The sequence below is a fragment of the Brevibacillus borstelensis genome, assembly GCF_036700025.1.
GTDB lineage: Bacteria > Bacillota > Bacilli > Brevibacillales > Brevibacillaceae > Brevibacillus > Brevibacillus borstelensis.
In genome coordinates this window covers 1,248,904-1,271,753 of record NZ_CP144922.1, presented here as the reverse complement: position 1 = coordinate 1,271,753, position 22,850 = coordinate 1,248,904, and the positions used below count along the sequence as shown (strand labels likewise).

The window sequence follows — 22,850 nt, the reverse complement described above, 5'->3', positions numbered from 1 at the left end:
GCAAGCCTTAGTTTTTCACCAAAAGCACTTCTTCAAGCGCTACATACGGCAGGTTGTGAGCTTCTGCAACTGCCTTGTAGGTTACTTTTCCGTCGATGACGTTTACACCTTTCGACAGCGGACGATTGTCCAGGACCGCTTGACGGTAGCCTTTGTTCGCCAACTGCACCGCATACGGCACGGTCACGTTGGTCAGTGCCAGCGTGGATGTGCGGGCTACAGCACCCGGCATGTTTGCAACGGAGTAGTGAATGACGCCGTGTTTTTCGTAAGTCGGATTGTCATGTGTAGAGATGCGGTCACAGGTCTCGATGGAGCCGCCTTGGTCGATTGCTACGTCTACGATCACGGAACCAGGAGCCATGGTTTTTACCATTTCCTCCGTTACCAGACGAGGCGCACGCGCACCCGGGATCAGGACAGCGCCTACGAGGAGATCCGCTTTTTTCACGGCATTCGCAATGTTGAAGGAGTTCGACATCAGTGTTTGCACGCGACCTTGGAACAAGTCGTCCAACTGACGCAGACGGTCCGCGCTCACATCGAGGATCGTTACGTTCGCACCCAGACCGAGTGCCATCTTCGCAGCGTTGGTACCTACGATACCGCCGCCGATTACGACGACTTCACCTTTCGGCACGCCTGGTACGCCACCCAAAAGCACGCCTTTGCCGCCATATGGCTTTTCCAGGAATTGAGCGCCGATTTGCACGGACATGCGTCCAGCCACTTCAGACATTGGCATCAGGAGGGGCAGAGCGCCGTTGTCCAACTGAATGGTCTCATACGCGATGGCTACCACTTTTTTCTCTACCAGAGCACGCGTCAGTTCCGGTTCTGGAGCGAGGTGCAGGTAAGTAAACAGGATTTGGCCTTCACGGAAAAAGCCGTATTCGCTCGGAAGCGGTTCTTTTACTTTCATCACCATATCGGCTGCCCAAGCTTCTGCTGCCGTGGCTACGATTTCCGCGCCCACTGCGGTGTAATCTTCATTGGTAAAGCCGCTGCCGAGTCCAGCACTGTTTTCGATCCGGACCGAATGGCCGTTTTGCACGAGTGCTGCTACACCTGCTGGCGTAATGGCCACGCGGTTTTCATTGTTTTTAATCTCTTTGGGAATCCCTACAATCATCGTATAAGTCCTCCTTTTGCAAACGCCGAATGACGAGATTACCTACATTGTACAGCGTTTACAAACCGATTTTCCTTGGGGATTCCCTTAATCTTGCCTTCCTTTTATTTGTGAAAATCCACAAACGAACTACCGTTCGCTGTTTAATTTGTCCAGCTTCAACTCCAGGTAGAGCGCCACCCGCTGATTCATGTCTTCGAGATCGACCTGCATGATCTCTTCGATTCTCTTCAATCGATAGCTAAGCGTATTGATATGGATATGCAGCCGATTGGCGGTAATGTTCACCTTTCCGGCAGCATCCAGATACGTTTCCAGCGTTTCCGTCATCGCGGTCTGATTTTCCGCGTCATACTGCTTCAGCCTGGCGAGCCTTTCATTTTCGTACCCCTGTTCCTCGTCCCATTGCTTCAGCTTGAGCAGATACCGGTAGATCCCCAGCTCGCGATAGCCGTGGATGCCCGCGGTTTCTTGCGGAAACAGCCGCTTGATCTTGACCGCATGCAAGGCTTCCCGGTAGCTTTTCACGAGATCGGCGTAGGCTTTGTAGCTGCGGCCGTAGCCTGCCGTCACCTGCCCCTCGCTTACGTGCGATTCCAGTTTTCCCAAGGAATCGGCCAGGAATTGCTTCACCTTTCGAACCAGCGCCTCATCCTGCTGTTTTCCTGCCCCGGCCTGTCCGATCAACAGGACGATTTGGTTGCCATCCACGACCCAGAGCAGCTTGTCTCTCATCAAAAGCGGGTACAGATACTGCTCCAGGCGCGTCCCCGCCGCCTCAATGATACAGATCAGATACGGCGTGGACAGCTGCAATTGCAAACTTTCCGCCTTCTGGCGAATGAGCGTGTCGCTGCTGTGGTTTCCGAGCAGCAGCTCCCACAAAAATTCTTTGCGCCGTTGCTCCTCCGCCTTCCGCTTGCCCTGCCTTTGAACAAGCCGGGAGACGGCAGCCCGTGCCGCTTGGCGCAAGATGTCGTCGTCTTCCTCCGTGATCGGCCGATTGACCTCGATCGCCCATATATACCCCAGGACCTCGCTCCCTTTGCGAATGGCGATGGCTACCCGCTTGCCCAGCCCGACCTCGTCCTTTGCCGGGATGTGCACAGGCTCATCCTTGGTCAGCAGCTCCTGAAACACGCCGTCTTTCCACAGCCGGGTCAGCACCTTCTCAGGCACGCGCCGGCCCATGATCGTCGACCACCTGGCCTGATCGGTGCTCTCGCTGTGAGAGCTGTAGGCGATCAGCTTGTGGTCGGCATCCTCAATTGTGATCGGGTTCTGCAGCAGCTCGCCGATGACATCAGCCAGCTCGTCGATATCGGCATGCTGAAATTGTTGGAAAACATTCGGTTGGTTTGACACGGCTCCACCCTCTTAACGCTCGTGTATTGCTATTTGTTTATTATAACGAAAAGACGTCCCGGTTCGTATCAAAAGTGAACGAAAAAAGCCGCTCCCGCAAACGAGAGCAGCTTTTCATACATTTACACCAGACGGGAAATCGCGTCCAGAATCTGTTCCTTTTGAAAGGGTTTGACCAAAAAGTCGCGGGCACCATTTTTCATTGCTTCCAATACTTTTTGCCGATGGCCGATAGCAGAGCAGATGAGTACCTTTGCTTCCTGGTCGATGGCCAGAATCTCACGCATCGCTTCGATTCCCTGCATTTCCGGCATGGTAATGTCCATCGTGACGACGTCAGGCTTCAGTTCCTTGTACTTTTCAATGGCCTCCACACCGTTGGCCGCCTCTCCGCACACCTCGTGCTTCCCGGCTACCATGTCGGCCAGCATTTTCCTCATAAACGCCGCATCGTCTACAATCAACAAACGGGCCACGTAGTTTTCCCCCTTGAATTGTCTCGCACTTATCCTTTAACTTTTACAAAAAATCAGAGACTTGTCCACGAGAGAAAATGGCTATTTTTGTCGAACGTACAGTTTGCGATCCGGCTGGGTTCCCTCAGGGAAAATGCAGATGAAACACGAGGAGCAGCGGGCTTTTTGACTCTCCTTCTACTCCGCTAAAAAGCCGACGGACCGTTCGGTTTCTCCTGTCTGGACGGAAGGGCTGCTTGGTTTTGGATGTGGGGTCGTCTCGCCAATCTCGGGAAGATCTACCTGCCTGATTTCATCGGGAATGTCGATTTGGGGAATTTCAATCAGATCTTTTTCCACCTGCCGCACCTCTCTTTTTTGTCTTTCGTAATTGCTCACGGTTATCATTCCCTGCCGTCCACTCCCCCATTCCTCTTTCGCATGATCACGCGCCAGTTGGACATAATGTAAAAGGCGAACTGCCGAATTGTTTGCGCACGTCTATTCCATTTACTGGAGGGTATGCAGATGAACAATCGTCATCAATACGATCTGGGACAAGCTCACCAACAATATGCCCACCTGCACCGGAGCCACGCTCAGGCTCACCAGCAGCAAGCGATGTACCATCACCAGCAGGCCGAAATGCACCAGCGAAACGCCCACGCCTACTCGATGCAACAAGGTCAGGGCCATATGATGTATCCGAATCAGCCTGCCTACAACGAGAAAAACACCGCGTACAACGACCAGGTTTCCCCGGCCGCCCTGGTTTTCCGCGGTCACATTTCTCCTGAGGCGATTCAATCGCTCAGCCAGTACCAAAACCCGTATGCCACTCCAGCCAACCCTGCCCTGTCGCAGCATGCGGCTCACGCGGTTGAGAATCAACGCGCTCTGCAAAGCGGCTATCGTTTCTAAATCGGTTTTCTGTAATTCAAAAGGAGGTCTGTACTCTAGGAGTACAGGCCTCCCAGCCTGTAGACAAAGTTCCGTAAGGAACAGGGTCTGCAGGCTTTTTTGTTGAATATAGAACATGTTACGTTTTCAAAAGTTATTTTTTAGAGGTGGCATTATGCTTAATAAGCAAGAGGCCGAAGGGCGTTATCAGATATCTGCATTCTCGCTAGATGAGTTGGTGCCAGAAGATCATCTCGTAAGAAAAATTGAAAATGCAATCGACTTTTCGTTCATCTATGACTTGGTGGAAAGCCTCTACTGTCATGACAATGGCAGACCCAGTGTTGACCCTGTAGTCTTAGTTAAAATTGCTTTCATCCAATATATTTTTGGAATTCGTTCCATGCGACAAACGATTAAAGAGATCGAAACCAATGTTGCCTATCGGTGGTTTATTGGCTATGATTTCAGTCAGCCCATTCCCCATTTCACGACCCTAGGCAAGAACTATGTTCGCCGTTTTCGGGATACTCAACTCTTCGAGTCGATCTTCCTTCGAATATTGGAGGAGGCGGTTCATCATGGATTCGTGAAGCCTGATGTGCTTTTCATTGATGCTACGCATGTAAAAGCCAGTGCGAATAAGCATAAATACGTGAAAGAAATCGTTGAAGAACAAGCGAAGAAATATCAAGAGCTGCTGGACGAAGAAATCAATCAGGATCGTATTGCACATGGAAAGAAGCCCCTTGAAAAAAAGACAGAAACTTCGAAGAAGGAGGTGAAAGTCAGCACAACTGACCCGGATTGCGGATTGTTTGTAAAAGGGGAAAAGGAACGTGTATTTGCTTATAGTTTTCATACAGCATGTGATCGAAATGGATTTGTGCTTGGTGCCAAGGTAACGCCAGGCAATGTGCATGACAGTCAGGTTTTTGAGGATGTTTTGAATCAAGTGCGAAAGACGTTTGCACAGCCTCAAGCTGTGGCAGTGGACTCGGGATACAAGACGCCTTACATCAGTAAAACACTCCTTGATGACCAGATTCGCCCCGTTATGCCCTACACAAGACCACGCACCAAAGAAGGTTTTTTTAAAAAGCACGAATATGTGTATGATGAATATTTCGACTGCTACATCTGCCCGAACGAGCAAATCTTAACATATGAGACAACAAACAAGGATGGGTACCGTATCTATCGATCAAATTCTCAAGTTTGCCGAAGTTGTCCGTTCTTGAAACAATGCACGGAAAGTAAAGACTACACAAAGAGAGTGAGTCGCCACATCTGGGCTGATTACCTCGAAGAGGTAGACCACCTCCGGCATACCGAGGAAAACAAACAAATCTATAGCAAACGGAAAGAAACGATTGAACGTGTATTCGCTGATATGAAGGAAAAGCATGGCATGCGTTGGACGACCTTACGAGGACTGGAGAAGGTCACGATGCAGGCGATGCTTGTTTTCGCTGCCATGAACTTGAAAAAAATGGCGACCTGGCTATGGAAATCAGGTCGCCAAAAGGTGAACGATCAAAACACCTTCGGTATTTTCATCAAATTATTAAACAAACTCCCTCTGCTGTTCGTTCAGCGAGGGAGTTTGTCTGCAACCTGGGAGGTCTGTACTCTAGGAGTACAGGCCTCCTCTTTTTTCCTGCGGGAGGATTTTTGTCTCATTTTGTAGAAATGTGTTCAATTACGTTTTCATTTTTGTGGAGGAGACACTCATGCCCAAGCTTCAACCGTTTCCCGCTTTGTTTGCCTGCCTGGTGATCGGGTTGCTTTTGCTGAATACAAGTCAATTTTTGACCAGTATGAAGCATATACGGCAAATGGAGGAAAAAGGAGTGCCTGGCCATCGGCTGCACGTCGCCCTGATGCTGGAAGGTCCCACCTACGACCAGGGGTGGAACAGCAGCGCCCTTGAAAGCTTGACAGAGCTGCAGAAGCAATATGGGTTCTCACTGGAAGTAGCAAGCAATCTGGACCCTGAAAAGATTACAGCGGCCGCCGAGCAGTACGCCTCCAATGGCTATGATCTCATATTCGGACATGGTGTCATTTTTTCCGAACCTTTTACAAAAGTGGCTCCGTTTTATCCGGAGACCCGTTTTGTTTCCTTTAACGGAGAAGCTCCACACTCCAACCAGACCACCATCCGCTACGATATGTGGCCCGCAGGATACCTGGTAGGAAAGCTCGCCGCGCAGATGACCCGTACGCGAAAGGTCGGCTATATCATCGCGGACAAGCCCACCGAATACGATCAATTGAATGGCTTCACACAAGCAGTCAAAGACACGAGCGGAAAAACAAAAGTGATCGTCGGCAAGGTTAGCGATTTCAATGACATCGCAGGAGCCACCAAGGCGGCAAAAGAGATGATCTCCAAAGGGGTCGACGTGGTCTACACCACGGGGGACAGCTTGAATCTGGCCGTCATTACCGAAGCGCAGCGTGCCAATATCTACGCGATCGGCTACATCGCTGATCAACGCTACATCGCACCCAATCACGTAATCGCGTCGATGATTCAGGACGTTCGACAATGCTATCGGACGGTCATGTCTCAATTTACTGCCGGAAAATTGCCTTCGGGCAGCGTTACCTACGGGCTGAAAGAAGGAGTAAACCGTCTGAGCTCGTTTGGACCCATGGTTCCCAAAGAAATACGCGAAGAAATCAAGCGGGAGCTGGACAAGTTGATTCAGCGCCGCTAGATGTTTGGAGGATAGACATGATGTCTCCGTTTCGCAGCTTAGGTTTTCAGAAGAAAATCATGCTCAGCTACTTGGTCATGATGCTGCTGATCGGGTGTGTAACGACCTTGTTCAGCTACCAGATGACCAAGGTGACATCCGATGAGATGCATCTGACCCAAAATGTTCTTCCTCAGGCCAGTGCTCTTTTGGATGTGAAAAACCAGCTCTACCTGAAGACATATGCCTTGAAAATGTACACCTTGACGCGACAGCCATCTTTCCTTGATCAATACTACACAAATCTTGTCAACAGTGCCCGGTTCTCCTCTGTTCCCAAAACGGAAGAAAACGGTGAGCTGCTCACGGTCATCGATTTGATCTCGCAGCTCGATTTCATCTTCTTGAACAAAATCAATCCCCTGCTGCAAGCAGGCAACGTAACGGCTGTCAGCTATGTACTTGAGACAGACGTGCAGCCAAAAATCAACGAATTGGAACGGCATCTGACCTATTCCCTCAACCGCCTGGAGTACCAGACGAACAAGGAATTTCAGAAAACAAATGAGACCTTGAAGGTTTCCCTGATCCTGACGTACAGCGTATCTGTCGCTTCTATTTTATTCGGACTGTTTTGCACGTTTTACTTCCGAAGAGAGCTGCTGCGTCCAATCCGGTCTTTGATCGAACAAGTCCGGGAAGTGTCCAAAGGAACATTCGGCCAGCAGATTGTCTACGACACCAAAGATGAATTTCATGAACTGGCGCAGGAGTTTAACAAAATGTCGACCAGCATTGCCCGACTGTTCCAGCAGGACGAAGCCCGCAGACAGGTGCTGGAGGAAGAAAAGAATGTCAGAGAGCAGATTCTCAACTCCCTCCCGGTCGGCGTCATTACCCGCCATTTTCATTCGGAATGGGTACACATCAACCAAAAAGCAAAAGAACTCGTCCGCCTGGATTCCAGTCATTTCCCCATGACCAAAGACCCCGACCTCTGGAGTGGCGGACCGGGGGAGCAGACACCCTGGTTTGAAAATCGGAAAATCTCGCTCTATCGCGAGAATGAAACGCCATTTACTGCGCTTGTCTCCTACGTGCCGCTGCGGAATCAGCACGACCAGGAAGCTGGATGGATGGTCGCTTTTTCTGACATCACCGAACAAGAGCAAGTCCAGGATTACCTTCACCAGTCGGAAAAACTGGCGATGGTCGGCCAACTGGCCGCAGGCGCTGCCCACGAAATTCGCAACCCGCTGACTGTGATCTACGGGTTTATTCAATTGCTCCAGCAAAGGCTGCCTGAGGAAGAAAGAGACCGCCACTACCTCCCTTTGATCTTGCAGGAAATCGAACGGGTCAATCATATCGTGACAGAGCTTTTGATGCTCTCCAAGCCGTCGGAGCCCAACTATCGCGAGGTGTCGCTGACAGAGGTGCTGCACTCCATCCTGCCGTTGATGAAGGGCGAAGCTGCCCTGCACGGAATTGAAATCGTCGACCTGCTGGAAAAAGATACGCGGCTGGAGGTTGACGTCGAGCAGCTCAAGCAGATTTTGCTCAACCTGATGAAGAACAGCATCGAGGCGATGAAGCACGGGGGATCGCTCTGCATCGGAAGCAAGGTGATTGATTCGACTGTCCAAATCCGCGTGGCCGACACCGGTTCGGGCATTCCTCCCGAGCATCTGGTACGCATCTTTGATCCTTTCTTCTCCCTCAAGGAAGAGGGAACGGGACTTGGCTTGCCCATCTCCCGCCGCATGGTTGAAAACCACGGCGGGAGCATGCAGATCTTCAGCGAGCCGGGCAAGGGAACAGAAATTGTCATTTCCCTGCCGCTCTGCCGCCATGGACGCGCTTAGGCCCGAGGAGCTGCCAGCCAGTCAAACATCCGCCTCGTGTACGCCTCCAGTACTTCTCCTTTGAACAAGTGGCTGGCACCCTCCGCCAGCCACAGCTCATGGGGCTTTCCGTTTGCTTTCAGCGCATCGGCCAGGCGCCGGGCGTGCTCAACTCCGACATTCCCATCTTCTGTACCGTGGATGATCAATACCGGACAGCTAATTTCCGCTGCGCGAAAAATCGGCGAGCGCCATCTGTAGGCCTCTTCCTGCTTGCGTGGGTGGCCGACCACACGGCGAAGCATTCTCCTTAAATCAATGCGCTCCTCGTACGTCAAAAACAGATCGGATACACCTCCCCACACAACCGCAGAGCGCAGACCTGGGCACTCGATCGCCGCCAGAAGCGCCATAATTCCGCCTCGTGAAAAGCCATAGACGCTGATCCTCCCGCTGTCTACACCGGGCATCCGGCAGAGCAGCTCATAAGCGGAAAAGACATCGTGCCGATCCTCACCGCCAAACTCGTCTCGCCCCTCTCCTCCTTCATTGCCCCGATAGTGAGGGGCAAGCACGACATAGCCAAACGAGGCCATCTGGCTAATCCGCTCCGGCCGGACCTTGCCCACCCCCTTGATGCCCCCGCGGCAATAAAGCAGCGCGGGCAGGCATTCCCCCAACTGGGCATCGGGCACAGCGAGCGCCGCTTTGACCAGAAGTCCCTGACTGTAATAGCTGACTGTGTAGAGACGGACACCGGGCTCAACAGAAAGCTCCGGGACAGCTTCTACAAACGGCTCCAAATAGTTGCAGGCGGTTTCTGCTTCCACTTTACTCTCCCTCTCCTTTCTGATCCTCGAAGCTGGCGTCAGCCCCGATCAAATCAGCCAAAGACTGCGACAACCATTTCTTATATACTGTCTGCTGGGGACCTCTTTAGATTCCCCAATCGAGTAGGAGGGGGCGACTAACCCCCGTCCTCTCACACCACCGTACGTACCGTTCGGTATACGGCGGTTCACCAAGCTTGACGAATTTGAGAATATCGTTGCACTAAGCTTTTCAGCCCTTGTTGTTGCCAGTAGGCAATGCCGAGGGCTTTGTGTATATGCGGAGACTTTGTGGTACGCCATGCACCCTTGCGGGTATTTGCAATTTCAATGGCTTTTACGTGAGATATGCCAAGAGAACGAAGTTCTCGATATCTGGTTCTCACGCGTTTCCACTGCATCCACAAACAAAGACGGAGCCTGCGCCTTGTCCATTCCTCAATGGATTGTAGAATGCCCTTCGCGTCTGCAAGGGCGAAATATCCAATCCAGCCCATGAGGTACTGATTTATTCTTTCAATCCGCTTCTCCATCGAGATGCTCCACACCGGATTCGTGATCGTGCGGATTTTCTCTTTTAGCTTGAGGAGGGATTTGGGGTGGATGCGAATCCTTGTCTGTTTTGCAAAGGTAAAACTAAAGCCCAAGAATTTTCGTTTCCATGGTCGGTCTATCGCGCTTTTCTCCTCATTTACTTTTAGCCTTAGTACCTTCTCCAAGTGGTTTTGAATACTCTTCTTTACTCGTTCCCCTGCCCGTTTTGTTTTCACGTAGATATTACAATCGTCTGCGTAGCGGCAGAAACGGTGGCCTCTCTTTTCGAGTTCCTTGTCCAAATCATCAAGTAGGATATTTGCCAAAAGTGGGCTTAACGGCCCACCTTGCGGTGTTCCTTCACTTGATGTTGTACAGACGCCATTTATCATGATCCCCGCATTCAAGTAGGAACGAATCAGTCTTAAAATTCTCTTGTCCTGAACTTTTCGAGCCACACGGCTCATTAGAATATCATGATTTACGCGATCAAAGAATTTCTCTAGATCGATGTCCACCACGAAACGATATCCTTCGGAGATATACGCTTGCGCTTTCCTTACTGCCATGTGAGCGCTACGTTTTGGACGGAACCCATAGCTAGATTCCGAGAAGGTGGGGTCGAAGATCGGCGTTAACACTTGGAGGATGGCCTGCTGAATAAAGCGGTCTACCACGGTGGGAATGCCTAATAACCTTACACCACCGTCAGGTTTCGGGATTTCGACTCTGCGAACAGGTGAAGGTCTATAGGTTCCCCTTTCCATCTTCTCGCGGATGGCTTGCCAGTGTTCACGTAGATAATCGCGTAGTTGTTCGGTTGAAACACCATCGACTCCACCGACACCTTTGTTTTCCTCCACTCGTTGGAGTGCCATCCGTAAGTTTTCCCGTGATAAGACTTTTTCCAGCAAATCCATAATGATGTTCCTTCCTTCGCACATGCGGACTCCGTGCTTGCTGTACGATACTCAGCCCTCTTTTGTACCCTCGGGGCTTCACCCCTGCTCTTCAAAAGTAGTTCCTTGACAGAATTCTGCTTCGACGTACCGTATCAAAAGACATGGATCGCATGCTGACTTGATGTTCGGCCCTTCCCCATTCAAGCGTCCTCTACTCGGGTACTATGGCCTCTGCTGACTTCTGCATGTTCAGCGTCTCCTTACGGAGACGGTTACCAACAGTTGAAGGCGTTTCATGCAGACCTCCCCAGGTAAGAACGATAACTTTCATCCCATGTACCTGCCCAAGTTTACTACTGTATCCCTTGGCTGTATGGGGCTTTGTCTTGTTTGGCAGACTCGCCCGGATACAACAGCCTCAAATTGGGTTCGTGTACCTCAGGTCGGGATTTTGCCGCCGGCTTCCTTCAGATTCGACCTCGCGGTCGACACCCTTGCCTTGAGCTAACGGTTGGTACAGCCAACCCCCGTTCGGGACTTTCACCCTATAGCTATCGCCCATGCTGGGCGCACCAAGAAAAAAAGACGGGTGCTCCCGTCTTTTTCCTGCTCTGATATGGTTAGGCCCTAGTAGCCGCGTTTTGCGTTCTTTTTGTTGATCGTAGCAAGGTTCTCCTCACTGTGCTTCAACCATTTTTTCATCTTGTCCTCGAAGGAAGCTGCGCTATCGCGTCTTGAATTGCCCCCGCGGTCGCCTCCACGAAATCCACCCCCGCGACGCTCTTCACGCTCTGGACGCTCCGGCGCAGGCAGTGCGGCGCGAACCGAAAGCGAGATCTTACCTGCATCATCAATGGAGAGGACTTTTACTTTGACCTGATCTCCTACGGAAAAGTGATCGTTGATATCTTTGACAAAACCGTTTGCTACTTGGGAAATGTGGACTAGCCCCTGCTCGGTTTCGCTGACTGCTACGAACATCCCAAACGGTTTAATTGCTGTCACTTTTCCCTCGATGATGCTTCCCACTTGTACTGCCATTCAGTTTGCACTCCTTTTATCATTTCCCAAAAATGGTGAGAACCTCTACTAGAAGCCTCATTACATTAGTATAGCAGAGATAATCAATGACTGAAAAGCCTATTCTTTCTAGGAACGCTCTATTACCAGCTTACCCCGTCTGGGATGATCGGTAGAATGCTCCTGCTATTCCGATCTCCGCTATTTTTTTATTTGGCAGCAGATGCAATCATTGGTTCCACTCCCATCTTTTCCTCCAGTCTGTCCTTCATCCTAGGATGGATAACACTTTGCCATTTTATCACCTTGTTTTTCGGCTTCTCCAAAGCGACCATACGGCAATGATCAGCAGCATCGTACTCACGCCGATCCCATCCAGGACTACATCGGCGACCTGTCCGGTCCTGTCAGGGGTAAACGTTTGATGCCATTCGTCCAGCACGGCCACAGCCAGGCTTAAAAAAGCGCTCCAGGGCAAAGCCACCATAGCAGTCAAGCGCTGACGCAATACCCGATACCACGCCGCCGCCAAAATGGCAAATACAGAAAAATGCGTTCCCTTGCGGAGAAAGAACTCAATAACCCCTGCTACTCCATTATTGTCAATACTGATCTCTTTTTTTCCATACTGAAAGGAAAAATCCTGCCAATTTTCTGAAACCGTCCCTTCATCGACAAACTTTGAAATCGTACCGCGAATATCCTGCTTCCCGTACGGTGTCGATGATGAGATGAACAATCCCGCAAGTATGCCCACCAGCAGGATGATCTCAAGCACTCGTTTCGCTCTTCCCACTTGCCTCCTCCTTAACGCCGCTGCCTGTCTTATGCTGCTTTTCTTTCTTTTATCATAACAAAATATAGCAGCGGTCTGCCGCCAGCATGCAAGTTGTTTGTGAAAACGAGAAAATGCCAACCGCTATTGGTTGGCATCTCGCGGCGAAGCCGACAAGGGCAAGAAATCTTCTTTGGACAGCTCTCTCGGTCTCTCCGAAGCCGGCTGTTGCACCGAGTCTTCATACGAGTAAGGCTGCCCGTCCGGACTCTTTCGTTTCCGACCTCGGCTATCCAGACGGCGCACCTTTTCATTTTCCCACCAGGTGTGCAGATGCTGCCGGATGGCGGGAACGCTCAATGGCTGACTGTACAATCGTCGATACTCGGAACCGAGATAGATGGCCGGTGTCAGGACGATGACGGCGTAGATGGCCAATAGCGTTCCGATCAAAAGAGCAGCCGCGAAGGGCGCGTGCAGATCATCCCCGTTGCCAAGTCCGCAGGCAAACGGCAGGCAGGCAACTGTCAGCGCTGCGAAAACACTGATCAGACCCGGGACAGACCTCGCAGCCTGGGCTCTGATTCCATCCAGAAGCGTTTCAGCGTCCTCTTTTGTTTCAGCAAGCCGGTTCAGGAAGATCACGGCTTGCTGCACCATGATCGCGGCCGCGGCAGCAATGCCGTAAAAGCCCATCACGTTCAGCGGCCGGTCAAACAGCAACAGGCCGAACATCACGCCGCCGGACAGCACAGGCAAAAGGGCAAGCGCAATGATACCGTCACGCATTCTGCGCAGAAGCAGCATGCTTGCCACTAGTATCGTCGCGATGGCGGCAAAGCCGGCGAGGAAACGTCCGGTCGCGTCTGTGTCATTTGTTGCCTCTTCCTGCTCTTTTTTCAATTCGGAAGCGCTTAAAATGCGATACCCCTCCGGAATCGGCGTTTCTTCCTCCATCTGGTGCGAAATCGAGTACGAGATGCCCTCAATCCAACTCTGTACGGAAACGGCGCTGCTTACCAGAAATACGTAATCGCCGTCCTCTCGCTGATAAACAGGCGGTTCATCCGTAAGCGACCAGTCGGCCAGCTCCTGCAGGCGAACGGCTCCCGCCGGAGTGCGGATCAAGATGTTTTTGACCTGGTCGGCATGCTCCATCCAGTTGTCGGGAAAGCGGACTGTCACCGGAACGCTCTGGCTGTTCCAGGTCATATTTCCCGCCGTCTGCTTTCCAAGATAGCTCTCCATCTGCCGCCGTACTTCGGCCTCCGTCACGCGGTAACGGGTAAGCACATCCTGTTTCGGTTTGATCGCGATATACGTACCTGTCGTACCGGAACCGAGACGCTCATCCGTGATGATTTCCTTGCCGTCTTTATCCAGCCAGCGCATTTCCTGCAAAAAGCTGACGACCTGCATCGCGATGCCTTTGGTCGTATGGAGAGACGGCCCCTTTACCGTGACCTCCAGGCGGGTCTTTTGATCATCCGAGACGACCATGGCAAACGGATCGGTACGGGGAATCTCCCTCAAGCTTTTCTCCAGCTCTTTTTCCAGGTCAATGCGGGTCCGCGTCCATTCGTCCTTCTCTTCCAACTGAAGATGGAAAATTAGATTTTCCTTGGACGCCACCGTATAGACATCCCGTACCTCCTCGAGAGCCAGCAGACGCTCTTCCGCTGCTTTGGCAGCCTGCATGGCTTCATCGATGGTGCTGCCCTTGATCATCGCCAGGGAGAGTGTCTTTTTATGTCCGTCTGTTTTGCTGTACGGATCGACCGGCACAAATGAATGAAACAGAACCACTGCAATCAAGGAGACAGCCAACGCTATTCCAAATGGCAAAAATCTTTGCCCGACGGTTCGCTCCCAGCGGGAAACCAGATACTTTGTCCACTTGCCGCCTCTCCCCTGACGTGCTGGTCCAAAACCTTCGGGAAGCCAGGCAGCAATCAGGATCGGAACGATAAAGCCGTAGACGCCCAGCATTACCACCGTACCGATCAGCGTTACCGGCAGCACGTCATGCAGGAGCGGCAGGTCAGCAGACTTCATGATATCTGTCGTCATCAGCCCGGTCAGGCAGGCTGCGAGAATCACAATCGCAAGCAAGACCGGCTTCATCAACTCTCTTGCGTGATTCAGGCAATTCTCCTGGGAAGGAACCCCTTCCTGTCCGATCCGGTGAAAAAGCGGTACGCCCGCTCCTGCAAACAAAACGGCAAACAGCGCAACCGGCCCGATCGAGGTGAGCGTGAGCGGTATGCCGCAAAGCCACATGCCTCCCAGCAAGGCTCCCGTGGCCATAAGCTGGGACAGAAGAGACAGGCTTCCTGCCATCAGGCTGCGGAGGATGATGCCCACAGCAAGCGCGGTGCCGAGTGTGAGCAGCATAACCAGCCAGCCTGTATCGCGAACAGCCGCGGTCAATTTGGCGGCAAAGTCATCCGCCAGGTCAATCTGGTACCGCCCTTTCGCCGCATTGTTCAATTCGCTGACCGTATTCATCACTTCAGCCCGGATCGAGGGAAGCTGGGAGCCTGCTGCTCCGTACACCGTGATACCGACAGCAGGCTCTCCTCTGTATACGTACACGGATTCCCCCTTGCTTCCTCTGAGGTCGCGGATGTCAACGAGCGTCTTCAAGGGGATGTAGCCCCGTTCGGTAGAGATGAGCTGTTTCCCCAGTTCCTGTGGACTCGTCCACTCCGCAGACCATTGAAGGTGAGTCTGATCCGTTCCCGTTCCGACGCTGCCGACTTGTTCCCGGGCAGCTTTTCCCTGAAGCTGGCCGATCACATCTCCGGGGGTCAGTCCGTATACCTGCAGCATCGATGGACGGAATACCAGCTCCATTTCCTGACGGAGGCTGGTATTGTCTACTTCCACACGCGCCACTCCCGGAATCGCCCCGATTTTTTCGGCCACTTCATACCGGGCCGCGTCAGAGATCGTTTGTACATCGGAGCCATGCACAAGATAGTAGCCAACGCGATCATCCGCCAGGTTGGACTGGCTAAGCTTCCAGTCGCTTACGGGGAGAGAGGCGGCCAATTCCCGCAGCTTGCTCTCCAGCTTTTCCCGGTCGTCCCCAAACAGACTGTTGCGTGTCTTGACCGTGATCATTGCTGAACCGGCCTGTGCTCTTGCCGATATTTTCAGGGCGAGACCTGTGGAGCGGATCGCCTCCTCAGCGGGTCTCGCCACTTTTTCATCGACCATCTCCGCGCTCATGCCTGAAGCGGTAAAACGAACCGTATACTCCGGCAGTGGCCGGTCGGGGAAAAGCCTGATCTCCATGCGGAGCGCGGCCCCCACGGCCAAAAGACAACAAACCAGCGCCAAAAGCTTGGCCAACGCAGGCCATGTAGAAGCAAACGTCCGGTTATTCATCTTCCACCTTCACCGCCTCGCCGTCCACCACGTAGGATAGTCCGGAGGAGACGATCTGATCCCCCTGCTGCAATCCTTCCAAGACCTCGTAATGGGTTCCGTACAAATTGCCTACCTTGACAGGCTGCTTTTTAATCGTGTTTTCTACAATTTTCATGACGTAGTAGGACTCCTCGGCAACACCTACGCTTGTGACGGGTACAAACAAGGAGTTGTTGGTCTTTACCTGGTAGACGCAGGTTACGGCCATTCCGCCTCTCCAGTGGTCCGCTTTTTCCCGGACAGTCACTTCCACCGGATAGGTGCCGGTCGCCGTATCCATCACAGGCGCGACAAAGGAGACGACCCCCTCCGCCTCCGTACCGTCCGCTGCCTTGACCACCACCGTCTTGCCTTTCTGCCAACTGCCGATCTGCCCGCTGTCCACTTGCAGCTTGACCAGCCACTGCGATGTATCCACCAGACGGATGACTTCGCTTCCCGGTCCGGTCTGCTCCGACTCGGTCTGCGCAATCGACGCAACCACTCCGTTAAAAGGAGCCTTCAGCACCGCGTCAGCCGCTTCCTGACGAGCTCGCGTCAACTGGACATTGGCCTGCTGGACTTCTGCGTTGGCCGCTTCGATCTCCAGCTTGTCGGCGCCTTTTTTCAGCTCGTCATAGCGAATCTGCTGTTCCTGGAAAGCGATTGCGGCCTGCCTGTCGGCAAGTGCCAATCGATCCAGCTCATCCTTGGCAATCGCGCCATTTGCATACAAAAGCTGTGCCTGGGCGTGCTCTTCGGCAGCCTTGGCAGCGTTCTGCTTTGCTTTTTCCACCTGCAGCCGCTGCGTCTCCAGCTCATGCTGCTCGGGTCCCTGCAAGGTCTTGGCGCGGCGGACGCTGGCACTGGCTACTTGCCCCTGAGCGGCAGACACTTCCTGCTGGAATACCGACGTATCGAGAGAAGCCAGGGTTTGTCCCGCTTTGACCTCGCTGCCCTTTTGCACAAATATTTGCGCGATTTTTCCCGAACGTGCAAATGAAAGCGAGAGTTCTTTCAAAGGCGAGATCACGCCGGAAATTTCCTGTGTCAATCCGTCTTGCGGCGGTTCAACTGTATAAGCGTTTACGGTCTTTACCTTGATGACTGTCTCTTCTTCCAGCCGCTTCAAACTTTGTACGCTCTCACTCAGCTTCCCGCACCCCGTCAGCAACAGCGCAACCAGCGTGAGCCCGATCCATTTTTTCATTCCATCAGCTCCTGCTCAAAACTTTTTTCCCTAAAATGAACATAAAATGACAAAATATATTTTACAGAAGGGTCGGATTATTTGTACCACTTTTCTGTCATTTTTTATTTTTCTTTATTAATCTCCGGCTGCGTTCGTCACTCGTTTGTAACTCTTCCTGTTATTATAGTAGAAAAAGTGGAAATCCTCACGCTTTTCAGTTCGCAGCATCTCCGTTTTCAGAGGGATTCCATTTTTGACAACGCTTTCAGCTGTGTGCAGTTCAATTTTGATGGTGGGAGTGAGCTTCATGGCAAAAATCTACACGTCCTACGCGGACATCGTGGCTGACATCCACGACGGAGCCACCCTTTTGGTCGGCGGCTTCGGTCTCGTCGGAATTCCTGAGAATCTGATCATTGCTTTGCGAGACAAGGGCGTGAAGGACCTGACTGTCGTCTCCAACAACTGCGGCGTGGACGACTGGGGTCTTGGCCTTTTGCTCAAGGAAAAGCAGATCAAAAAGATGGTCTCTTCATACGTTGGCGAAAACAAGGAATTCGAGCGGCAGTTCCTCTCGGGAGAGCTGGAAGTGGAGCTGACGCCGCAGGGTACACTCGCTGAACGGATTCGGGCAGGCGGTGCCGGAATTCCCGCCTTCTACACCCCTGCTGGAGTAGGAACACCAGTCGCAGAGGGCAGAGAGACCCGCGACTTTGGCGGCAAGGAATACTTGCTCGAATATGGCATCACAGGCGATTTCGCCTTGGTCAAGGCGTGGAAGGCAGACAAGATGGGCAACCTCGTCTTCCGCAAAACGGCTCGCAACTTCAACCCGATGATGGCAGCTGCGGGGAAAATAACGATCGTCGAGGTAGAGGAAATCGTGGAGACGGGCGAGCTTGATCCCGATCACATTCACACGCCGAGCATTTACGTGCAGCGCCTGATCCAGGCCCCCTCTTTTGAAAAGCGGATCGAGCGCAGAACGGTGCGTCAATAACGGGAGCCACCCAGTATGAACGAAGGAGGACAACGCTATGTCTCTTACGCGTGAACAAATTGCGATGCGCGCCGCCCAGGAAGTGCAGGACGGCTTTTATGTAAATCTGGGAATCGGCATGCCGACGCTTGTGGCCAACTACATTCCCGAGGGGATGACCGTCGTGCTGCAGTCTGAAAACGGACTGCTCGGGATCGGTCCCTACCCCACTGAGTCCGAGGTAGACCCCGATCTGATCAACGCCGGAAAAGAAACGGTCACGGCAATACCGGGCGCCGCTTACTTCTCCAGTGCCGAATCGTTTGCCATGATCCGCGGCGGCCACATCGATCTGGCCATCCTCGGCGCGATGGAAGTATCCGCTGCCGGCGACCTCGCCAACTGGATGATCCCCGGCAAGATGATCAAGGGCATGGGCGGCGCCATGGATCTGGTGCACGGCGCCAAGAAAATCGTCGTGATCATGGATCATGTGAACAAGCACGGCGAGCCGAAAATTTTAAACGAGTGCGCCCTGCCATTGACCGGAAAAAGAGTGGTCAATCGGATCATCACCGACCGGGCCGTGCTGGACGTGACCCCGGAAGGTCTGCTGCTGGTGGAAGTAGCGGAAGGCTACACGCCGGAGGATATTCAGGCCTGCACGCAGCCAAAGCTGTTGGTGTCCAGCGAGTTAAAAACAGTCAAGGTCTAGGCATAAAGAATGCCGCCGGGAACAATCCTGGCGGTTTTTTCTTGGCAAAATGGATGCGGTTTTTACGGGACTGCAGCAGCGTTTTGCCAGCAATCGGCTGAAATGGATTCGCGCTTGCATTTGCTCATTCAACAGTGATTTTCCATTATGTGTATAATAGCAAGAGAGAAAAACATTCGCTTTTTACCGGATCGGAAAGGAGAATTCCCGATGATGCCTGCTGTCGGTTGTCTTGTTTTGCACGGATTCGCTGGAGATATCCGCGATGTACTCCCCCTGGCCAACGCTCTGCGCGCCGAAGGGTATCACGTAGAATGCCCCACACTGGAAGGACACGGGCTGGACAGACGGGTACTTGCCAAAAGCACGCGCAAGGACTGGCTGCGTTCCGCAGACGAAGCCTACAAACGCCTTTCCCTGCGCGCCCAGGAGATCATCGTGATCGGTTTTTCCATGGGCGGCCTGCTCGCCATCAACCTCGTCCACCGCTATCCGGCGCGGCTTTTGATTACCATCAATACGCCTTACGCCTACTGGGATGTCGAACAGGCGCTTGCTTATTTGCGCGAGGATTTTTCTTCCCACTCGCGCAGGTATGTACAGGGACTGGTCAAAATTCCTGTCCGCAGCATGCTGCAGTTCCGTCAGTTGCTTGCCGAGACGAAAGCGATTCTGCCGCAGGTTTCGATCCCTTACGTCCTGCTGCAGTCGCGCCGGGATGACACTGTTCAGGCTCGCAGCGCCGAGCATTTGGCCAGCAGCGTTTCCCCCTCTTGCGCTCCACATATCACCTGGTATGATCGTTCCGGTCATATGATTTTTCACGATGCCGACCGGGATGACGCCATTGCCCGGGTTCTAGCTGCGGTACGCGAGCACTCTCCTGCTCCGCCACCCGAGGGAAACGAGAAGCAATGAGACGCCCATGCCCGTGAACAGCAACGGCAAGCCTGCCCTTTCCTCTACCCAGAAGGCAAGCATTGGCCCTAGCGCCGCCCCCAAATCGGTCATGACCGAATAGACCATCATCGCTGACGAACTGTTTTCCCGGCGAGACGCGTCATCCGCCGCCAGTGTGTCCATGACTGTGGTCAAAATGGTGGCGGTTACCTGTATTCCAAGCAGAGCCAGCAAAAAAAGCGGCAAGGAAAGGCCCTCTGCGACACAGATGAAAAGAATGGACGCTGCCAGCATCGAAATGACAAACAGCTTGCCGCGTCCGTATCGATCCGACAGCCTTCCAAACCAGGGCGCCAGCCACGGTTCCCACAGCCAGCGAGCTCCCTGCACCGCTCCGGAGATCACCGCCGAGCCGATCAGAATTCCGCCTATCACCATCGTCGGATGAAAAAGCTCAATCAGCCTGCTGAGGGAAGCCGTAAACATGCCCTGGTAGCACATCGCGACAAATAAGCCGGTCAACATCGTTGCCGCCATCCCCTTTGGCCAACGAAAAAGAGAGACAGCCTCAGACGATGGGGCCGAAGACATCCGCGGTTCTTTCACGAACGATGGCCGAATGGAGAAAAGCACCGGGAAAAACGCAAGCAATGAGGCACCTGCAAACACGAGCGCAGCCGTCTGAATGCCGCCCCATGCCGCCAAAATGGCTCCGAGGACCATCCCGACCAGACTGCCCAATCGATACAATCCGTTGTAAAGCCCCATGAAATGCCCTCTGTTGCCGTTATCTGCGACCTCCACGATGAGCGCAAATGCCCCCAGCCTCAGAAACGTCCAGGCAAGCCCCCATACCCCCCGCATGATCAGCCAGAGCCAAAAGCCTTGAAGCGAATAGGCAGCGGTGCTGACAAAGGTGAGCGCGACAGCCAGCAGCAAGCCGGAGCGTCCGCCGGAGCGCTCGTACCATTTGCTGACCAGCGGATTCAGCGGCACGCGCACCAGGCGATTGATCGAAAGAAGCACCCCTACTTCCCAAAGAGATTCCAGCCCTGCCTCTTTCCAATACAGCGGGAGAACGACGTACAGCATCGAGTCTCCCAACAAACAGAGAGCCGTCACGATTGAGAGCATGACGACTTCTTTTTTTCCTGTTTCTCTACTCCTTGAATGATCCATGCCGTTCCCCTTTACTTTCTCTGTCTTCTCTCTATACACTACGAGGTAGAATCAATCAGTTCCAATACATATTTTCGCCTGATTCATAAACAAAATGGATGATTGGAGAGAGAGCGTATGAATCTGCACGCCCTGCGCATCTTTGTCGAGGTGGCTTCCAAAGGAAACGTGACAACTGCGGCCGCTTCCCTGTCGATTAGCCAACCGGCGGTATCCGCACAGATTCGCAAGCTGGAAGCAGAGCTGGGAAAACGGCTCCTGGCCCCGAAAGGCAGAGGCATCGTCCTTACTCAGGAAGGACAATTTTTGTATGCGCGGGCACGCCGCATCTTTGATTGGGAAAAAGAGCTGGAAGCGGAGTGGGAAGACGTCAAGTCTGGCATGCGCGGCCGGCTGCGGGTCGCCTCAACCTTTCTGCCCTCGCTGTATTTTGTTCCCGCCTGGCTGGCCTCTTTTAAACGACGTTATGAGCAGGTGGAGGTGGAAATGCGCACGGGCAATTCCCAGCAATCGCTCCAGCGCCTGCTCCGCAATCAAGCTGACGTCGCCGTGATCACGAACGAGTCCTGGGACGACCACCCTGTCAGAAAAGAGCTGATCACGAATGTAGAATACTGGTTTGTCGTGCCTCGCGACCATCCTCTCGCTGGTCAGGAGGTTCCCCTGAAGGTTTTGATGCGGGAGCCGTTTCTGCTGAGAGAAACGGGCAGCTCTACACGCGAAAAGCTGTTCTCGCTCTGCCGGGAGCATGGGGTCGCCCCGCCGAGAGTCGGGCTGCAGTACCACGGCTTGGTTGAATCCATTCAATCCGTCAAGGCCGGGTATGGCGCCATGCTGGCACCAGAACCGGCTGTCAGCGATTTGGTGCAGCGAGGGGAGGTTGGCCGCGTCCGTATTACCGGCGTTGAGATCGAGCGTCCGGTATACATATGTACACGGCTGGAGGATGAAGAGATTGGTCCCATTGCTGCGCGCTTTCTTGACCTGGTTCTTGGCAGGAATGTTGACCACTAGCTTTAAGTTTGACTGAGCTGGATTTTGCAGGCACCACACAAAAGTTGCACGATGTTCCTTTCATCCTATTTATCGCTTTATGTACGGAGAGAGTTGCAAGCATATTTGAAAAAACTGCCAGGAAATCAACATGACAAAAAACAGGTCTATTATGGCGGTATCTGACCATCATTGACCTGTTTTTTGTTATGCTATTGAATAACTTTCTTTTGTTCTGGATTAAAATAGAACTTGTCAGCCACATCAATCGATCCTCCGGTTGCGGACCACTGGGAGGTCGTGTTGGTCACGACAGCAGGTGTCGCCCTCACGGTGGGCGGCGTGTTCTTTCCGCCGCTGCTTCCCTTTGGCGTCTCGATCCTGGTCGGCGAAGGGATATCCGGTGTGATCGGGTACGCCTTTGGCATGCGCGGCGACGAGCTGCTGCCCCATTTTCCCGCATCGACGACCGCGTCAACGACGGTGGTAGTCGCGACGTCTTTCACAGTATCTACAACGGTGTCAATGGCCGCCGCTGAGCGAAGACAACAAAAACAGGTCTATTATTGCGGTATCTGACCATAATTGACCTGTTTCGTGTAACGCTATTACGTTAAATAGGGATACTTTTTCCAAACATTCTGTACGTACATCAATATTCGTGAATACTTCCTACAGATAGAACAAAGATTATGTTGGTGATGATGAGGTAAAGTGGTTCGTTCGGCACTGGGTAGCCGCCCCTCTATGCTAGGGAGTAATGATTATGACTCAAATGTAGCTTTATCTGGAAATACTCCCCCTTCTTTATACAAACATCTAGCCAGTCTTTGAGCCGCCCTGTCAAAATAAAATTTCGATTCGTGGGTTGAGTTTAATACTGGTTCAATTTCCCTAATAGTTTCGCTCTTTTTGTTCAATTCAATTTTTCCCAATATTTGCTCGTTCGGCCCAAAATGATAAACAACCTTCTCCTCATCCTCATAATCTTTCAGCAATAGTACAAATGACGCCAT

At 52.6% G+C, this 22,850-nt stretch carries 21 protein-coding genes; 9 read left to right on the top strand and 12 right to left on the bottom strand.

The features are described from left to right. Nucleotides 1–7: 7 nt before the first annotated feature. The 4 genes from ald to V5G20_RS05835 form a co-directional block, all read right to left on the bottom strand. Nucleotides 8–1,132 carry an alanine dehydrogenase gene (gene ald, locus V5G20_RS05850; RefSeq protein ID WP_003391243.1) on the bottom strand — a complete coding sequence of 375 codons (1,125 nt, stop codon included), beginning with the start codon at nucleotides 1,130–1,132 and terminating at the stop codon, nucleotides 8–10. 129 nt (nucleotides 1,133–1,261) lie between these two features. Continuing rightward, nucleotides 1,262–2,497, bottom strand: coding sequence for a PucR family transcriptional regulator (locus V5G20_RS05845; protein ID WP_003391242.1), 1,236 nt, complete (start codon nucleotides 2,495–2,497; stop codon nucleotides 1,262–1,264). Between the two features lie 122 nt (nucleotides 2,498–2,619). Further along, a complete protein-coding gene (locus tag V5G20_RS05840) occupies nucleotides 2,620–2,937 on the bottom strand; it encodes a response regulator (RefSeq protein ID WP_194246961.1) in 318 nt (105 codons plus the stop codon). Nucleotides 2,938–3,150: 213 nt separating this feature from the next. Beyond that, on the bottom strand, nucleotides 3,151–3,351 hold the full coding sequence (locus V5G20_RS05835; protein WP_141334198.1) for a hypothetical protein: 201 nt from the start codon (nucleotides 3,349–3,351) through the stop codon (nucleotides 3,151–3,153). A gap of 129 nt (nucleotides 3,352–3,480) precedes the next feature. On the opposite strand from V5G20_RS05835, the gene V5G20_RS05830 reads away from it, so the two are divergent. From V5G20_RS05830 to V5G20_RS05815, 4 genes are all read left to right on the top strand, one after another. After that, entirely contained in the window at nucleotides 3,481–3,873 is a 393-nt protein-coding gene (locus V5G20_RS05830) for a hypothetical protein (RefSeq protein ID WP_035980135.1), read from the top strand. A gap of 154 nt (nucleotides 3,874–4,027) precedes the next feature. Next, nucleotides 4,028–5,542 (top strand): IS1182 family transposase, encoded by a 1,515-nt coding sequence (locus V5G20_RS05825; RefSeq protein WP_338463267.1) that lies wholly within the window; start codon nucleotides 4,028–4,030, stop codon nucleotides 5,540–5,542. Nucleotides 5,543–5,585: 43 nt separating this feature from the next. After that, complete coding sequence (locus V5G20_RS05820) at nucleotides 5,586–6,578, top strand: BMP family ABC transporter substrate-binding protein (protein WP_035980137.1); 993 nt, start codon at nucleotides 5,586–5,588, stop codon at nucleotides 6,576–6,578. A 20-nt stretch (nucleotides 6,579–6,598) separates the two neighbouring features. Continuing rightward, nucleotides 6,599–8,422, top strand: a complete 1,824-nt coding sequence (locus V5G20_RS05815; RefSeq protein ID WP_003391236.1) for a sensor histidine kinase — start codon at nucleotides 6,599–6,601, stop codon at nucleotides 8,420–8,422. On the opposite strand, the gene V5G20_RS05810 is transcribed toward V5G20_RS05815, so the two are convergent. The 6 genes from V5G20_RS05810 to V5G20_RS05785 form a co-directional block, all read right to left on the bottom strand. Next, the gene (locus tag V5G20_RS05810) at nucleotides 8,419–9,231 is read right to left on the bottom strand and encodes an alpha/beta hydrolase family protein (RefSeq protein ID WP_003391235.1); all 813 of its coding nucleotides are present in this window, start codon (nucleotides 9,229–9,231) and stop codon (nucleotides 8,419–8,421) included. The two genes, V5G20_RS05815 and V5G20_RS05810, sit on opposite strands and share 4 nt — an antisense overlap. A 188-nt stretch (nucleotides 9,232–9,419) precedes the next feature. After that, entirely contained in the window at nucleotides 9,420–10,685 is a 1,266-nt protein-coding gene (ltrA, locus tag V5G20_RS05805) for a group II intron reverse transcriptase/maturase (protein ID WP_024985202.1), read from the bottom strand. 609 nt (nucleotides 10,686–11,294) lie between these two features. Beyond that, nucleotides 11,295–11,708, bottom strand: a complete 414-nt coding sequence (locus V5G20_RS05800; RefSeq protein ID WP_003391231.1) for a S1 RNA-binding domain-containing protein — start codon at nucleotides 11,706–11,708, stop codon at nucleotides 11,295–11,297. A gap of 280 nt (nucleotides 11,709–11,988) precedes the next feature. Beyond that, nucleotides 11,989–12,483 (bottom strand): VanZ family protein, encoded by a 495-nt coding sequence (locus V5G20_RS05795; RefSeq protein WP_122957763.1) that lies wholly within the window; start codon nucleotides 12,481–12,483, stop codon nucleotides 11,989–11,991. Between the two features lie 123 nt (nucleotides 12,484–12,606). Then, nucleotides 12,607–15,855 carry an efflux RND transporter permease subunit gene (locus tag V5G20_RS05790; protein ID WP_338463266.1) on the bottom strand — a complete coding sequence of 1,083 codons (3,249 nt, stop codon included), beginning with the start codon at nucleotides 15,853–15,855 and terminating at the stop codon, nucleotides 12,607–12,609. Then, nucleotides 15,848–17,086, bottom strand: coding sequence for an efflux RND transporter periplasmic adaptor subunit (locus V5G20_RS05785; RefSeq protein ID WP_024985369.1), 1,239 nt, complete (start codon nucleotides 17,084–17,086; stop codon nucleotides 15,848–15,850). The genes V5G20_RS05790 and V5G20_RS05785 overlap by 8 nt, the downstream gene beginning before the upstream one ends. Nucleotides 17,087–17,375: 289 nt before the next feature. Here V5G20_RS05785 and V5G20_RS05780 point away from each other — a divergent pair, with 289 nt between their 5' ends. The 3 genes from V5G20_RS05780 (at nucleotide 17,376) to V5G20_RS05770 (ending at nucleotide 19,680) form a co-directional block, all read left to right on the top strand. Continuing rightward, nucleotides 17,376–18,068 (top strand): CoA transferase subunit A, encoded by a 693-nt coding sequence (locus V5G20_RS05780; RefSeq protein WP_003391224.1) that lies wholly within the window; start codon nucleotides 17,376–17,378, stop codon nucleotides 18,066–18,068. Nucleotides 18,069–18,105: 37 nt separating this feature from the next. Then, complete coding sequence (locus V5G20_RS05775; RefSeq protein WP_003391222.1) at nucleotides 18,106–18,762, top strand: CoA transferase subunit B; 657 nt, start codon at nucleotides 18,106–18,108, stop codon at nucleotides 18,760–18,762. Nucleotides 18,763–18,972: 210 nt separating this feature from the next. Continuing rightward, nucleotides 18,973–19,680, top strand: a complete 708-nt coding sequence (locus V5G20_RS05770) for an alpha/beta hydrolase (RefSeq protein ID WP_003391219.1) — start codon at nucleotides 18,973–18,975, stop codon at nucleotides 19,678–19,680. Here the strand turns inward: V5G20_RS05770 and V5G20_RS05765 are convergent. After that, nucleotides 19,621–20,841, bottom strand: a complete 1,221-nt coding sequence (locus V5G20_RS05765) for an MFS transporter (protein WP_327969781.1) — start codon at nucleotides 20,839–20,841, stop codon at nucleotides 19,621–19,623. The two genes, V5G20_RS05770 and V5G20_RS05765, sit on opposite strands and share 60 nt — an antisense overlap. Nucleotides 20,842–20,958: 117 nt before the next feature. Here V5G20_RS05765 and V5G20_RS05760 point away from each other — a divergent pair, with 117 nt between their 5' ends. Continuing rightward, nucleotides 20,959–21,855: a LysR family transcriptional regulator gene (locus V5G20_RS05760; RefSeq protein WP_024985373.1), complete on the top strand. Its 897-nt coding sequence runs from the start codon at nucleotides 20,959–20,961 to the stop codon at nucleotides 21,853–21,855. Nucleotides 21,856–22,086: 231 nt separating this feature from the next. Then, nucleotides 22,087–22,413, top strand: a complete 327-nt coding sequence (locus tag V5G20_RS05755) for a hypothetical protein (protein ID WP_152562180.1) — start codon at nucleotides 22,087–22,089, stop codon at nucleotides 22,411–22,413. 185 nt (nucleotides 22,414–22,598) lie between these two features. Here V5G20_RS05755 and V5G20_RS05750 read toward each other — a convergent pair whose 3' ends face one another. Further along, entirely contained in the window at nucleotides 22,599–22,850 is a 252-nt protein-coding gene (locus tag V5G20_RS05750; RefSeq protein WP_003391210.1) for a hypothetical protein, read from the bottom strand.

Excerpts from the sequence above, each read along its gene's own strand:
- ald (WP_003391243.1), bottom strand. The coding sequence starts at position 1,132 with ATGATTGTAGGGATTCCCAAAGAGATTAAAAACAATGAAAACCGCGTG.
- V5G20_RS05840 (WP_194246961.1), bottom strand. The coding sequence starts at position 2,937 with ATGAGGAAAATGCTGGCCGACATGGTAGCCGGGAAGCACGAGGTGTGC.
- V5G20_RS05830 (WP_035980135.1), top strand. The coding sequence starts at position 3,481 with ATGAACAATCGTCATCAATACGATCTGGGACAAGCTCACCAACAATAT.
- V5G20_RS05825 (WP_338463267.1), top strand. The coding sequence starts at position 4,028 with ATGCTTAATAAGCAAGAGGCCGAAGGGCGTTATCAGATATCTGCATTC.
- V5G20_RS05820 (WP_035980137.1), top strand. The coding sequence starts at position 5,586 with ATGCCCAAGCTTCAACCGTTTCCCGCTTTGTTTGCCTGCCTGGTGATC.
- V5G20_RS05815 (WP_003391236.1), top strand. The coding sequence starts at position 6,599 with ATGTCTCCGTTTCGCAGCTTAGGTTTTCAGAAGAAAATCATGCTCAGC.
- ltrA (WP_024985202.1), bottom strand. The coding sequence starts at position 10,685 with ATGGATTTGCTGGAAAAAGTCTTATCACGGGAAAACTTACGGATGGCA.
- V5G20_RS05800 (WP_003391231.1), bottom strand. The coding sequence starts at position 11,708 with ATGGCAGTACAAGTGGGAAGCATCATCGAGGGAAAAGTGACAGCAATT.
- V5G20_RS05790 (WP_338463266.1), bottom strand. The coding sequence starts at position 15,855 with ATGAATAACCGGACGTTTGCTTCTACATGGCCTGCGTTGGCCAAGCTT.
- V5G20_RS05785 (WP_024985369.1), bottom strand. The coding sequence starts at position 17,086 with ATGAAAAAATGGATCGGGCTCACGCTGGTTGCGCTGTTGCTGACGGGG.
- V5G20_RS05780 (WP_003391224.1), top strand. The coding sequence starts at position 17,376 with ATGGCAAAAATCTACACGTCCTACGCGGACATCGTGGCTGACATCCAC.
- V5G20_RS05775 (WP_003391222.1), top strand. The coding sequence starts at position 18,106 with ATGTCTCTTACGCGTGAACAAATTGCGATGCGCGCCGCCCAGGAAGTG.
- V5G20_RS05770 (WP_003391219.1), top strand. The coding sequence starts at position 18,973 with ATGATGCCTGCTGTCGGTTGTCTTGTTTTGCACGGATTCGCTGGAGAT.
- V5G20_RS05765 (WP_327969781.1), bottom strand. The coding sequence starts at position 20,841 with ATGGATCATTCAAGGAGTAGAGAAACAGGAAAAAAAGAAGTCGTCATG.
- V5G20_RS05760 (WP_024985373.1), top strand. The coding sequence starts at position 20,959 with ATGAATCTGCACGCCCTGCGCATCTTTGTCGAGGTGGCTTCCAAAGGA.
- V5G20_RS05750 (WP_003391210.1), bottom strand. The coding sequence starts at position 22,850 with ATGGCGTCATTTGTACTATTGCTGAAAGATTATGAGGATGAGGAGAAG.